This window comes from Actinoallomurus bryophytorum, from assembly GCF_006716425.1.
GTDB lineage: Bacteria > Actinomycetota > Actinomycetes > Streptosporangiales > Streptosporangiaceae > Actinoallomurus > Actinoallomurus bryophytorum.
The window spans coordinates 1,978,616-1,992,300 of record NZ_VFOZ01000001.1 but is presented as its reverse complement, the minus strand read 5'-3'; the positions used below and the strand labels follow the sequence as shown (position 1 = coordinate 1,992,300).

The 13,685-nt window shown below is 71.6% G+C and carries 9 protein-coding genes; 6 read left to right on the top strand and 3 right to left on the bottom strand.

Going from position 1 to position 13,685, the window contains the following annotated elements; all coding sequences use genetic code 11:
- Nucleotides 1-40 precede the first annotated feature (40 nt).
- From tnpB to FB559_RS09385, 3 genes are read left to right on the top strand one after another with little or no spacing between them, the layout of a single operon-like run.
- Nucleotides 41-1,267, top strand: a complete 1,227-nt coding sequence (gene tnpB / locus FB559_RS09395) for an IS607 family element RNA-guided endonuclease TnpB (protein WP_185792116.1) — start codon at nucleotides 41-43, stop codon at nucleotides 1,265-1,267.
- A gap of 55 nt (nucleotides 1,268-1,322) precedes the next feature.
- Complete coding sequence (locus FB559_RS09390; protein WP_141955247.1) at nucleotides 1,323-2,096, top strand: SDR family NAD(P)-dependent oxidoreductase; 774 nt, start codon at nucleotides 1,323-1,325, stop codon at nucleotides 2,094-2,096.
- A 10-nt stretch (nucleotides 2,097-2,106) separates the two neighbouring features.
- On the top strand, nucleotides 2,107-2,871 hold the full coding sequence (locus tag FB559_RS09385) for a crotonase/enoyl-CoA hydratase family protein (RefSeq protein ID WP_141955246.1): 765 nt from the start codon (nucleotides 2,107-2,109) through the stop codon (nucleotides 2,869-2,871).
- A 34-nt stretch (nucleotides 2,872-2,905) separates the two neighbouring features.
- Here the strand turns inward: FB559_RS09385 and FB559_RS09380 are convergent, their stop codons facing one another.
- Nucleotides 2,906-3,757, bottom strand: a complete 852-nt coding sequence (locus FB559_RS09380) for an oxygenase MpaB family protein (protein WP_141955245.1) — start codon at nucleotides 3,755-3,757, stop codon at nucleotides 2,906-2,908.
- A 97-nt stretch (nucleotides 3,758-3,854) separates the two neighbouring features.
- On the opposite strand from FB559_RS09380, the gene arfB reads away from it, so the two are divergent.
- Entirely contained in the window at nucleotides 3,855-4,283 is a 429-nt protein-coding gene (gene arfB, locus FB559_RS09375) for an alternative ribosome rescue aminoacyl-tRNA hydrolase ArfB (RefSeq protein WP_141955244.1), read from the top strand.
- Here arfB and def read toward each other — a convergent pair whose 3' ends face one another.
- Nucleotides 4,284-4,826, bottom strand: a complete 543-nt coding sequence (gene def / locus FB559_RS09370) for a peptide deformylase (protein ID WP_246121470.1) — start codon at nucleotides 4,824-4,826, stop codon at nucleotides 4,284-4,286.
- 269 nt (nucleotides 4,827-5,095) lie between these two features.
- A complete protein-coding gene (locus tag FB559_RS09365) occupies nucleotides 5,096-6,067 on the bottom strand; it encodes a DivIVA domain-containing protein (RefSeq protein WP_185792115.1) in 972 nt (323 codons plus the stop codon).
- 272 nt (nucleotides 6,068-6,339) lie between these two features.
- On the opposite strand from FB559_RS09365, the gene FB559_RS09360 reads away from it, so the two are divergent.
- Nucleotides 6,340-6,867: a gamma carbonic anhydrase family protein gene (locus FB559_RS09360; protein WP_141955243.1), complete on the top strand. Its 528-nt coding sequence runs from the start codon at nucleotides 6,340-6,342 to the stop codon at nucleotides 6,865-6,867.
- Between the two features lie 109 nt (nucleotides 6,868-6,976).
- Nucleotides 6,977-13,678 (top strand): hypothetical protein, encoded by a 6,702-nt coding sequence (locus FB559_RS09355; protein ID WP_141955242.1) that lies wholly within the window; start codon nucleotides 6,977-6,979, stop codon nucleotides 13,676-13,678.
- The last annotated feature ends 7 nt before the right edge of the window (nucleotides 13,679-13,685 follow it).

Genomic DNA, 13,685 nt, shown 5'->3' with positions numbered 1-13,685 from the left:
AGCCCTTGTGCTGTCGGACCCTGCCATTACCGTCTCGGCTGTGGAGTACCGCGATCGGTTGACCGTCGTCCAGGCGTATCGCTTTGCTTCGGACCCAACGCCCGGCCAGGTGCGCGCGCTGTTGCGACATGCCGGTGCGGCGCGCCTCGCCTACAACACCGGCCTGGACCAGCTCGCTCGCGCGTTGAAGAACTGGTCCGACTTCCGGAAGGGTGAGCGGAAGGGCCGCCGGATGGGCTTCCCACGTTTCAAGTCCAGGCGCAGGTACGCGCCGTCGGTGCGGTTCACCACTGGCACGATCCGGCTTGAGGATGACCGCCGCTATGTGAGGTTGCCGCGCCTTGGGCGGCTCAAGACCCACGAGTCCACGCGCAAGCTCCAGCGACGTATCGCGGAGGGCCGCGCCCGGATCTTGTCGGCGACCGTCCGTTCCGAGGCAGGACGCTGGTTCGTGTCCTTCACGGTCGAGGTCCAACGGTCCATACGCGCGCCGGCCCGCCCGGATGCGGTGGTGGGTGTGGACCTGGGGATCAGGACCCTCGCGGTATTCTCCGACGACCGGCCGACGGCCACCAACCCGAAGCACTACGACGCGGCGCGACGCAAACTCACCCGGTCCTCCCGTGCGGCCTCTCGCAAGCGGGGTCCGGACCGGCGTACCGGACAACAGCCCTCCAATCGCTGGAAGAGCGCCAACGCCGCCCGCAACCGCGTCCACCATCGCGTCACTGCCCGAAGACGCGATGCGATCCACAAGCTCACCACGGCCCTGGCCCGCGAGTACGGCTCGATCGTGGTGGAGGACCTGCACGTTGCCGGGATGGTGAAGAACCGCCGGCTGGCGCGAGTCATCTCTGATGCCGGGTTCGGTGAGATCCGCCGGCAGCTCGCCTACCAAACCGTCTGGAACGGTGGGACGCTCATCGTCGCGGACCGCTGGTATCCGTCCTCGAAGAGGTGCTCGGGATGTGGTGTGGTGAAAGCCAAGCTGCGCCTGTCCGAACGCGTCTTCACCTGCGGTGAATGCGGCCTGTCCTTGGACCGGGATGCCAACGCCGCGAGCAACCTCGCTTCCCTGGTCGAACATGTTGTTGTCGCCGGGAGTGGCCCGGAGACCCAAAACGGACGCGGAGCCGACCATAAGACCCGGCCAGGCCGGGCTGGTGGCTGTGAAACGTCTACCCCGCACCGGGCGGCCCCCGCCCAGGTAGGACGGGGACCTTCGCCCAGCGATGAGCGAATCACCGAGATTATGAGGTCTCGGTGAACGGTGAGTAAGGTCACCCGAATAGCGTTCGGTCGACTCCGGTAACCTCCTGCTTATGGACGTAAACGGAGCTGCAGCCATTGTCACCGGTGGCGCGAGCGGACTTGGCGAGGCCACCGCGCGCGACCTCGCCGCACAGGGCGCCAAAGTAGTGATCGCCGACCTCAACGAGACCACGGGCAAGGCCATCGCCGACGAGCTCGGCGGGGTGTTCGTCAAGGTGGACGTCTCCGACGAGGCCCAGGTGCAGGCCGCCGTCGACGCTGCCGTCGCCACCGGTGCGCCGCTGCGCGTCGTGGTGAACAGCGCCGGCATCGGGTGGGCGTCGCGGACCGTCGGCCGGGACGGGACCCCGCACGACCTCGCGTCGTACAAGAAGGTCATCGACGTCAACCTGATCGGGACCTTCAACGGCATGCGCCTCGGCGCCGCGGCGATCGCCAAGACCGAGGCGCTGGACGAGTACGGCACCCGTGGCGTGATCATCAACACCGCGTCCGTCGCGGGCCTCGAGGGCCAGACCGGGCAGGTCGCCTACTCCGCCTCCAAGGGCGGCATCATCGGCATGACCGTGCCGGCGGCCCGCGACCTCGCCGCCGTCGGCGTACGCGTCAACACGATCTGCCCCGGCATCATCGACACGCCGATCTACGGGCAGGGCGAGCAGGCCGAAGAGTTCAAGAAGAAGCTCGCCGCGCCGGTCGTGTTCCCCAAGCGCATGGGCACCGCGCCCGAGTTCGCCCACCTGGTGCGCTCGCTGATCGAGAACGACTACGTCAACGCCGAGACCGTCCGCTTCGACGGCGGCATCCGCTTCCAGCCCAAGTGAGGTCGTGACCATGTCGGATGCAGTGCTGACCGAGGTCGACGGCGGCGTCGCCGTCATCACGATCAACCGTCCGGAGGCCAGGAACGCGGTCAACGGCGCGGTCGCGAAGGGCATGGCGAGCGCGCTCGACGAGCTCGACGCGCGCAAGGACGTGTCCGTCCTCGTGCTGACCGGCGCGGGCGGCACGTTCAGCGCCGGCATGGACCTCAAGGGCTTCCTGACCGGCGACAACCCGATCGCGGAGGGGCGGGGGTTCGGCGGCATCGTCGAGCGCCCGCCGGCCAAGCCGATCATCGCCGCCGTCGAGGGGTACGCCCTGGCGGGCGGCTTCGAGCTCGCGCTGGCCTGCGACATGATCGTCGCATCGTCCGAGTCGAAGTTCGGGCTGCCCGAGGTCAAGCGCGGCCTGGTCGCGGGCGCCGGTGGCCTGCTGCGGCTGCCGCGGCGGATCCCGTACCACGCGGCCATGGAGCTCGCGCTGAGCGGCGAGCACTACCCGGCGTCACGCCTGGCCGAGCTCGGCCTGGTCAACAAGCTCACCTCGCCCGGAGAGGCCCTGGCGGAGGCGCGTGAACTGGCCCTCAGGATCGCGGCGAACGCGCCCCTGGCCCTCGCGGCGACCAAGCGGGTCATCGTCGAGTCGGCCGACTGGGACAGTTCGGAGCAGTTCGCGAAGCAGGGCGAGATCATCAACCCGGTCTTCGTGTCCAAGGACGCGATGGAGGGTGCCGCCGCGTTCGCGGAGAAGCGCCCTCCGGAGTGGTCGGGCGAGTAACCGCGGTGAGGGCGGCCCCGGTGCGGGGCCGCCCTCAGCCGTTCGCGGCGGCCGAGGACTGGGGGAGACGCTCGCGCAGGGCCTTGAGGTAACGGTCGCGGGGCAGGGTCCGTACGCGTAGCGGCAGGCGCGGGTAGGTGAGCCGTACGGTGGCCATCAGCAGACGGAAGCGCGCGCGGCGCGAGCGGTTCCACCGCCAGCCGTACTGGTCCCGTATCTCCTCCGGCATGAGCCCGGCCGTGATGAGCCGGATCGCGGCGAGCGCGGGTGCGTTCAGCGGGCCGCCGGGCAGCTTCGGATGCAGCACCTGGTGGGCGATGGCCCGTGAGGCCTCGCTGATCCGCAGCGAGGCGAGCGTCCCGGCGTAGTAGTCGCGGAAGTCGGCGTAGGTGGCCGGCATCATCGCGTACGGGCAGCCGAGGATCGTCGCGTAGATCTTGCTCTGCTCGTAGTACGCGGCAAGCTCCTCCGGGGACAGCCGGCGGAAGATCAGCTCGTACACCTGCACGGCGGTGGCGAAGAGCGTGGCGGCGACCCAGACCTGCAGCTCCGGTTCGCCGGCCGCGTAGCCGGGGCCGGTGACGCGGTCGTGCATTCGCCGGACGACGTCGCTGAGGCGTTCGGCCTGCGCGCGGGAGCCGAAGCCGACCACGTAGACCCACTGCATCGTGCCCCGCAACCGCCCGAGCGGGTCCTCGGCCGTGTAGCTGTGGTCGTAGACGCCTTGGGCGATCTTCGGATGGGCGGTCTGGAGGAGCGACGCGGCGCCACCCGCCGCGATCAGGAATCCCTCGCGGCCGATCACCCGGATCAGGTCCTCGTCGTGGAAGAGGTCGTCGTTGGGGGAGCGGCCGTCGTCGGACCGGCCGGAGGAGCCAGATGCCATGAACGCATTGTAAGTAACCACTTGCGTCACGTCAGCCCCCGCGCAGGTCGCGAAAACAACACGACATTCGGGTCGTGGTCCGGGGATAATCAGATCTATGTCCGGTCCAGTACACGTGCGAGGTTCGGTGGTCATTCCTGACGCCGAGCTCAGCTGGCGTTTCTCGCGTTCGTCAGGGCCGGGCGGCCAGCACGTCAACACGAGCGACACCGCGGCGGAGTTGTCCTTCGACGTGGCCCGGTCGGCGGTCCTGCCGCAGACGTACAAGGACCGGGCGCTGCAACGCCTCGCGGGCCGCCTCGTGGGCGGCGTCGTGACGATCCGCGCGGAGGAGCACCGCTCTCAGCTGCGCAACCGTGAGGCGGCCAAGGACCGGCTGGCGGCGTTGCTCGCCGAGGCCACCGCGCCTCCGCCCAAGGCGCGGCGCCCGACCAAACCCAGCCGCCGCGTGCAGGCGCGGCGGATCGAGGGCAAGCGCCGGCGCGGACAGATCAAGAAAGGGCGCTCCGGTCGTTTCGACGACTGATCACGCGCTCCAGGTCGCGGAGCGTACGGCGCGCAGGGCCTCTTTGCGGGTGGCGCCCTCGAGCGTGTCGACGTACAACTGGCCCTTGAGATGACCGCTCTCGTGCTGGAGACAGCGCGCGAAGTAGCCGGTGCCCTCGACGCGGATCGGCTTGCCCGTCAGGTCGACCCCCTCGACCACGGCGCGGGAGTACCGAGGCGTCGCGAACCGCAGGCCGGGCAGCGACAGGCATCCCTCCTCGTCGTCGACCAGCTCGCCGTCGGCGGCCACGAGTGTGGGGTTGAGCACGTGCCCGACGTGACGCCGCCCCGCCTCGTCGGCGCAGTCGTAGACGAACGCCTGGAGCGAGACACCGATCTGGTTCGCCGCGAGCCCCGCGCCGTCGGCCGCGTACATCGAGGCGAACATGTCATCGACCAGGCGTTTCAGGTCGGCGTCGAACGCCCGGACCGGGTCGCCCTCGGTGCGGAGTACGGGATCGCCCATGTAGCGGATCGGGCGTACGGTGCCGGCGCCCGCCTGGCGGCGTTTTTCGGTTCCCACGAGACCAAGACTCTAGGGCCTCATCCGAAGTCTCGCTGTCCTACCGCGCGGCGCCCATAGGACGCCTCGCCGCGTTGTCGTCGGCACCGGGCCGACTCCCTCCTCCGCCTTGCGACGCGCCGCCTGGACGCCGTTCGCTACGGACGGAGACTTCGGATGAGGCCCAGCGGTCTTTGACCTCGTCCCACTGCCCGCCGGTCGCCACGAACGGCTGGGACGAACAGATCGCCCTGGCGGCCGTGACGGCTGCCAGGGCGATCCGCATCACGTCACTCCGCCGGGTCGCTCGCGGGCGGCGACGGCGGAACCTGGATGATCCGCTGCGGGTCGGGCTGGCCGGCGGGCGGCATCGGGTGCGCCTGTCCCTGCGGGTGGGCGTGCGGCTGCGGCTGGGCATGGGGATGAGCGGGCGGCTGTGCGTGCGGTGCCTGCTGCTGGGGACGCGCGTGCTGGGCCTGCGGCTGTCCCTGCGGCCGGCCGGGCCCCTGGCCGTCGCCCTGCCTCTCCTGCCTGTCCTGCCTTTCCCCCCTGTCCTGGCGGGGGGCGGCGGCGATGTCGCTCACCATCTTTTCCAGCGGACCGGCCTTGTCCTCGTTGCGCAGCAGACCGACGAGGGTCTCGCTGATCTCGCCGAGCCGTCCGAGTGCCTGTGAGTGCTGCTGGGTGAGCTGCGTCAGCCGGTCCGAGGCGTCCTCGTTGATGGCCGAGGCGCGGCGCTCGGCGTTCGTCAGAGTGCGCTCGGCGTCATTGCGGGTGTCGAGGAGGAGCTTGTCGGCCTCCTGCTTGGCGCTGGACAGGACCCTCTCGGACTCCTGCTTGGCCGCCGACAGCATGTGGCTGGCGTTCTCCTGGGCCTGGGCGACCGTCCGCTCGGACTTGCCGTGGGCCTCGTCGATGACGCGCTTGGCCTCTTTTTCGGCGTCCTGCCGAATCTGGGTGACCTTCTGGTCGGCGTCGCCCAGCTTCGACTGCGCCTCCTCCTCGGCCAGGTTGATGATCTGACGGAGGCGCTCGCTGAGGTCGTCACCGGTCGGCCGGCGGGCCTCGCGGACCTCGGTCATCTCCCGGCGGGTGCGTTCGACCTCGTCGAGTGCACGGGACAACCGTGCCTCGAGCTCGCGGATCTGGTTGCGCGTGCGGGCGATGTATTCGTCGACCTGGCGGCGGTTGTAGCCGCGCATGACGATCTCGAACGTCTCCTCGCGGAGGAGATTTGGCAGGATCTCGGCTTCGTTGCTCATTGGCCCAAAGGGTTGAAGGTAGGTCTGATGAACTCTCGACGCTTCTACCCCTTTCGCGCAAGGGGAATGCAGCGTCTAGTGAGAATTAGTGACTCTCCGCTGTCGCGACCCAAGAGTCTGCACACGATATATACCGCTAAATGACCCCCTTGGGAGCGAGAACCGTCCCATCCGCAGGGAAGGTTTCGGCCAAGCCGCTCCGATGAGGGCCGGACACGTGCTTGCACGGGTGCTCGTCGGTCACGGTCCGTTCGCTCCTAGACTCGGGGACCGTGACTGACTTCTTCCGTGGTGTGCTGGGTGACCATGAGCCGCAGATCCACCCCGAGGCGTGGGTCGCGCCGGGTGCCGTCATCGTCGGGCGGGTGACACTGGGACGTGCCGCGAACGTCTGGTACGGCTCGGTCCTGCGTGGCGAGGACGAGGAGATCGTGGTCGGTGAGGAGTGCAACATCCAGGACCTGTCCTGCCTGCACTCCGACCCGGGCGAGCCGGCCGTGCTGGAGGACCGGGTCAGCCTCGGGCACAAGGCGATGGTGCACGGCGCGCACATCGAGACCGGTTCGCTCATCGGGATCGGCGCGATCGTGCTCGGCGGCGCGCGGATCGGAGCGGGGTCGCTGGTCGCCGCGGGCGCCCTCGTACCCCCGGGCAAGACCATCCCTGCGGGCGTACTCGTCGCGGGCGTGCCGGGAAAAGTGGTGCGGGAGCTGAACGACGACGACCGCGCCGTACTCGCGTACACCCCCGCCGTGTACGTGGAGAAAAGCCGCCTGCACCGTGAGGCCCGCTGGATCTGAGTTTTTCTCGTGATCGCCTTTGTGATGGTCATCCGTTTACCATTGCCTGGTGGTCTGGGGGCAGGCATATGGGGAAGTTCCCTCGTCCGCCGTACAAGATCCATTTACGGTGGCCGAGCGTGACACGCATGCCATGGTCTCCTCGGGATGGTGGCCCGGCACACCACCACAACAACGACAGAACCTCGTCGCCGCGCGCATGCTCGCCCTGCCCGACGGCAGCTGGTGGCTCTTCGGCGCGTGGGGCCGCTGGTACCGCTGGACCGCCGCCGACGGCCAGTGGCACCTCTGCCCGCCACCGCGACTGTCGATCACGCGGATGTCCGCGCGCCCCCTCCAGCGGGGCATGCCGGTGCCGCCGGTGCCCCCGCACGTCGTGCCGACCGGCCCCGACCTCACCTACGAGCCACCTCCCGCGCTCGCGTTCGTCGACGCGAGCATCAGGCCGGAGGTCACCTCCCGCGTACGCGCGACCGTCGAGTCGGCGGCCGCGCTGCCGCCGCCGGACTTTCCGCACTGGTGGGGCCTGTTCTCCTCGTCCGTACCCAGCACCGTGGCCCTCACCTGGGGCGTGATGCTCTGGTGCGCGACCGCCCCGGTCTTCGACGCACGCCTCGACGGCCAGTTGCTCGGGCTCTGGGCGTCCCACCGCTCCCGGCCCCTTCCGGAGATCGAGGGACCTCGCTGGCTGACGCCGCCGCCACTGGAGTCGCTGATCGGCCTGTACGCCGAGCGGCTGCGGTCCGGCCGCGTCGACTCGGCCGTGGTGATCCTGCGCACGATGTGGGCGATGGCGAGCGCGCTGCGCGAGGACTCCCGCTTCCAGCCACGCGCCGACGCGCTGCTCGCCATGCTCGGCGTGACCCTCCAGAACCCCACGGTCGACTACGGCGCGCTGTCCTACGGCGACCGGGCGGTCATGCAGCAGTGGCTCACCCGCTGCCCACCGGCCCTGGCCCCCGCGTTGCGCATCGAGGCATCGGCCGGCGAACACTTCCGCAACACCTACTACGACCTGGCCGTCGCGCTCACCCCGGTCGCCGGCGACCCGTCCGGACGCGGCTACGTCGAGCCGAGGCTGCTCGCGGCCGCACTGCTCGCCGCCGACCTCGCCGTCGTACGCCAGGACGTCTCCACCCAGGTCATCGGCTGGCTGGACCCCCAGGTCGGCGAGGCCATGCGGGCGATGCTCATCCAGCGCGACCATCCGCTGCGCCCGTACTGGCCCGAGGGCGACCGGATGCCCCGCTCCCTGCGCGAACGCATGGACGTGGTCGAACCGGCCGTACGCAACGCACTCCTCGCCACCATGTACACGGCCGACCTGGCGTGGTGCCGGCTGGGCGGCGGCATCCCGGCGAGACCACGCGGCTTCCCGTCACCGGTCGCGATCCTGGCGGAGATCATCGGCCCAAGACGCGCGACGTCCGTGGCGTCCACCGAGCCGATGTCGCAGGCGCCGGGCATCGCACCCTTGGCGCAGCAGTACCCCGCCAACCCCGGCACCCCGGCCACGCCGGGCGTCGCCCTGGCACAGGAACCCCCCACCGGCCCACCCGGCCAGGCCCCGGCCTGGGCGCCCCCGAGCGCGAACCCACCACTCCCACCACCGTCGACCGAGGCATGGGAGGGCGCACGGCCGTGGCCGTCCGCGAGCGAACCCGGCCCGGCCACACCGGCACCTCCGCCCGGAACGGAAGCCTGGCCGGGCGCGCCCGGCGGCACGGGAGACGAGACGCGCCGCGAAGGCGGCGGGGGGAGCACGGGGGCGGGCGTGGTACCGCCGTCGACCGCGGCCTGGTCCGGCGCCGAGGGCGTCGACGTGGGCGGATCGGCACAGCCCCCAGGGCAGGCCTGGCCTGGTACGGGTGAGGGCGCCGCTTCTGCGCCCGTTCGTCCGCCCGCGACGGAGGCGTGGTCTGGTGAGGGCGCGGGTCCCGCGCCTGCTCGTGCGCCTGCGACGGAGGCCTGGCCTGGTACGGGTGAAGGCGCGGTTCCTGCGCCTGCTCGTCCGCCTGCGATGGAGGCGTGGTCGGGTACGGGTGAGGGCGAGGCTCCCGCACTTGCCCGCCCGCCCGCGACGGAGGCGTGGCCTGGTGAGGGCGCGGGTCCCGCGCCTGTTCGTGCGCCTGCGACGGAGGCGTGGCCCGGTACGGGTGAAAGCGAGGCTCCCCCTGTTCGTGCGCCTGCGACGGAGGTGTGGCCCGGTACGGGTGAGGGCGCGCATCCTGCGCCTGCTCGCCCGCCTGCGACGCAGGCATGGCCCGGTACGGGCGAGAGCGAGGTCCCCGCGCCTGTTCGTGCGCCTGCGACGGAGGCGTGGCCGGGTACCGGCGAGGGCGCCGGCTTCACGTCCGGGGGTTCACCCGCGGCCGAGAGCCGGCCCGGCGCGGACGAGCATGCGGCCCCGACGGCGGCCTCTTCGTCGGAGGCCGATGCCCGGCCCGCCACAGGTGAGCGCGCGAGGTCTCCGTCGGTTGCCTCACCGGAAGCCGAGGACCGGCCCGATACGGGTCAGGGTGTGGCATCTGCGCCCGCCCGCCCCCCGGCGACGGCGATGTGGCCCGGCACGGGCGAGCGTGAGGTGGTGACCTTCTCACCGGCGAGCGGATCGCGGACCGGACCGGAGAACCGTGAGGGGGTCGCTCCGCCGGCCGCGTCCGAGGCCCGGCCCGCAGCCGAGGGCCGCGACGCGGGCAGGCCCACTCCGCCCCCGGCCACGCAGGCATGGCCCGGGACCGGTGAGCACGCGGCCGCGTCACACGGAACCGAGGCGCACCCCGGCCCGAACACGAGCGAGACGGACGACGCGCCGCCCCCACCCAGCGAAGCCCGCGCGATGTCCGCAGCGGCCGGGTCCGGCGAAGGCGCCGAGCCGGACAAGCCGATCTCGCCACCTGCCACGATGGCCTGGCCAGGATCCGAGGAACCCGACGCGGACGGATCACCCGCCGCCACGCCACAGGCGCCGGCAGAGGGCTCAGCACCCAAGTCGCCCGAGGCGGCGCCGGGGCATGACGACCCGGGCGTGGAGATATCGGATTCGCCGTCCGGAATGACGTCTGGCCCCGGGCCCGATGGGCCTGACGCGGACGGGACGTTCACTCCGCCCACGACGGCAGGCGGATCCGGAGGCGAAGACCTCGATTCGGAGGGACCCGGTTCGCGACAGGGTATGGCGGCTCAGGCGCTACCCCAAGGACCTGACGTGGGCGGGTCGTCCGCCTCCGCGGGGCAGACGCCATCCGGACTGGGACAGGGTGTGGTGCCCGCGCCGCCGGGGGTGGTGCCCGGGTCCGGGAGCGGAGATGCCGAGTCGGACGGGCCGGGAGTACGCGCGCTGCCCGGACCCCCTCACCTCGTCGATCGAGGTGAAGCTCCGCCGCTTTCCGAGGCGGCGGCTGGGTCGGTGTCCGGAGGACGTGATGTGGGCGGGTCGGCCGCGTCCGCGGGGCCGACGCTATCCAGGTCGGGACAAGGTGCTTTCTCCGCGTCGCCTGGGGGCGGAGGTGCCGAGTTGGACGGGCCCGGGCCGCTGCCGGAGGCGGCGGCAGGGCCGGTGTCCGGAGGACGTGATGTGGGTGGGGCGCCCGTCCCTGCGGAGCGGGCGCGGTCGGGGTCGGGACAAGGTGCTGTGTCCGCGTCGCCCGGGTCTGGGGGCGGAGGTGCCGGGTCGGACAGACCCGATTCGCTGCCGGAGGCGGCGGCTGGGTCGGAGGCCGGTGGACCTGACGTGGGTGGATCGGGCGTAGCCGCGACGCCGGCTGCATTCAGGGCGGAGGAGCGCGAGGTGTCCGGGCCGCCCGAGGCGGCCGCCTGGTCGGAGATCGAAGGGCGTGATGGGAGCGGACCCGCGGCGCCGGTGCCGCAGGCACCGTCCGGCGGCGTGGGACAGCGTTCGTCCGCGACTGTGGGGCGGGGCTTGTCCGAGGGTGTGGCACAGGACTCGTCCGGGACCGTGGGGCGGGGCTTGTCCGATGGCGTGACACAGGGTTCGTCCGAGGGTGTGGCACAGGACTCGTCCGCGACTGTGGGACAGGGCTCATCCGAGGGTGTGGAGCGGGGCTCGTCCGAAGGCGTGACACAGGGTTCGTCCGAGGGACTGACCCAGCACTCGTCCGAGTCCGTGGGGGAGGGCCTTTCCGAGAGTGTGGCGCGGGGCTCGTCCGGGGCGAGCGAGAGTGAGGTTTCCGCGGCGCCCTCTGCCGGGAGTGCGGAGCCTCCGGCGACGCCTTCGCCGTCCGTGACGCCTTCGCCGTCCGTGACGCCTTCGCCGTCCGTGACGCCGGTCCGGAGCGCCGCTGACGATTCCTCGGCCTCCGCGGCGGCCGGCGGTTCTCCAAACGTTTCCTTCGTCGGCGATGCGGAGCGCACCACCGTTGACGGGAGTGCCTTTGGCGACGACCACACGGTCGTCGACAGCGGCGCCTTCTCCGGCGGGACCCGGGCCGTCAACGAGGGTGACCCACTCGGCGGCGAGGCTGTGGCCTCGGGTGAGGGTGTCAGTGGTGGTGAGAGCGGCGAGGACGACGACGCCACAGCTCCAGACAACGGAACAGCATCAGCCGGCGACGCTTCCGACGATGGCGCCCACGACAACGGCACCCGCGACGACGGCACCCACCATGACGGCACTCCCGGCGACGGCGCCCCCGGCGATGGCGCCCACGACAACGGCACCCGCGACGACGGCACCCACCATGACGGCACTCCCGGCGACGGCGTCCCCAGCGACGGCGCGCACGACGACGGCGCGCACGACGACAGCACCCATGACGGCGCGCATGACGACAGCACGGCCGAGGACTTCTTTGAGGGCGTGAGCGGGGATGCCGGGGGGATGGATCCGGCCGGCGAGGGTGTGAACGACGCCACCATGCTGGATCCGCTCGACTCTCCGGGCGACCCCGGATACACCCCCACCTACGTCGACTGGATCGGCGGGACGCGTGCCGACAGTGGGTCGATTCCGATCGTGCCGCCCTCGCCTGTGACCTCCGGCCCTCCACGGACCCGACGCCCGGGCGACGGCCAGGACACCGCGCCGCCCCCGCCCCCGCCACCCCCGCCACCCGCCCACCCCGACCCGCACCCGCCGGCCGACCACCCCGGCACCCGCATCATGTCCGGGACGATGTTCGGCGGGCTGCTCGGCGCCGCGCCGATGCCCGAACGCCCGGTGGACCAGATCGCGCCGCCGGTGCCCGCGCCCATGCCCAAGGTCGCCGAGCACTTCGGTATCCGGTTCCTCTCTGACGCCGACGACGCCAGTGAGCTGTTCGGCGACCTGCGCAGGAGGGTCGCGACGCCGGACAGTACGGCTCCCGCCCTGCTTCTCGTCGGCGGCCCCCACAGCGGGCAGCGGCGGCTCACCCGCCTCATCGCCCGTACGCTCGCCGACGCCGGGGTGGGCGACGGCTCCGTCCGTACGGCCGACGGTGGCGAGCTGCGCGGCGACCACGCGACGACCGTGGAGGCGATCATGCGTGGCAAGGGCCCGCCGCTGCTGTTCGAGCGCCTCGACCGGGCCGTCCTGGACGCCGCCGACCCCGCGAGAGTGGCCTCCGCCGTGACCGGGGCCCGGACGAACAGGACGGTGCTGATCGCGACCTGCGAGCCGGACTCGTACGCTCGCATGGCGTCGGACTTCCCCGAGCTGACCAGGGCGTTCGAGATCTTTCGCCTGCCGGATCTGTCGGGTGTCCAGGCGCGGCTGGCGCTGTTGCACGTACTCGCGGACGAGCGGCGGGTGACGATCAACGCGGCGGGGCTCGATGTCGTACGAACGGATCTGGCGCGGCTCGGTGGTCATGGTGACCTCGCCGGCGCCCGGCTCGTCGAGGCGTACCTCGACCTGGCGGTCGGCCGGCACCTCGACCGGGCCGGGGCACCACGGGACCGGATGGTGCTGGCACCGGTGGACTTCGCCGGGGTCGCGGAGAAGATCGAGCCGTCCCTGCGGCCCCCGCGGGACGTGGACGGCTTCCTGCGCGGCCTCGAGGAGATGATCGGGCTCGAGGAGGTCAAACGCACCGTCGGCGGTCTGGTCGCCGAGGCTCGGCTGGCCGCCGACCGGGCCACGCGCGGGCTGCCGTCCGGCAATCCCAGCCGGAACCTGATCTTCCTCGGCCGGCCGGGTACGGGCAAGGCCACCGTCGCCGGGCTGATCGGCGGCATCTACGCGGCCCTGAACCTCCTCGACACCGGGCATCTTCTGGTGTGCGGGGCACGCGACTTCGCCGACGGGGAGACCGCCGCGAAGGTCGCGGCGCGTGTCGACCGGGCCGTCGGCGGTGTCCTCCTCATCGAGGACGCCTACCTCCTCGACCGGATGCCGGCGGCGGTCGACGAGCTGTCGCGCCTCATGGCCGGGCGACGCGACAAGTTCATGGTCATCTGTACCGGCCTGCCGGACGAGATGGAGGGGTTCCTGCTCGCCAACCCCGGCTTCCGCGCGGAGTTCGGGGCGATCATCGAGTTCCGTGAGCCGACCGACCGGCAGCTCGTGCAGCTGTTCTCCCGGCTGGCCGAGCGCGACCTGTACATGCTCGACGAAGAGCTCCGCGTCGAGCTGCTGGACCGGTTCGGCGGCATGCGTAACTACCCCGCGTTCGCGTTCGCCGACACCGTACGCCGCCTGTTCGACCAGATCGTCGCGCGCCAGGCCTCGCGGCTCGGAGGTTCGCAGGTCAGCGCGGCCGCGGTCGCGCGGCTGAGCGTACATGATCTGCCCGCTTCCGAGGGCGGCCGCCTGCTCCAGGAGCTTCATCCGAACCGGTCACGGCGGTCACCCGACCAGACCCCCGGGTAGACCCCCA

Coding starts and splice junctions, on each gene's coding strand:
- FB559_RS09390 (WP_141955247.1), top strand. CDS start 1,323: ATGGACGTAAACGGAGCTGCAGCCATTGTCACCGGTGGCGCGAGCGGA.
- FB559_RS09385 (WP_141955246.1), top strand. CDS start 2,107: ATGTCGGATGCAGTGCTGACCGAGGTCGACGGCGGCGTCGCCGTCATC.
- FB559_RS09380 (WP_141955245.1), bottom strand. CDS start 3,757: ATGGCATCTGGCTCCTCCGGCCGGTCCGACGACGGCCGCTCCCCCAAC.
- arfB (WP_141955244.1), top strand. CDS start 3,855: ATGTCCGGTCCAGTACACGTGCGAGGTTCGGTGGTCATTCCTGACGCC.
- FB559_RS09365 (WP_185792115.1), bottom strand. CDS start 6,067: ATGAGCAACGAAGCCGAGATCCTGCCAAATCTCCTCCGCGAGGAGACG.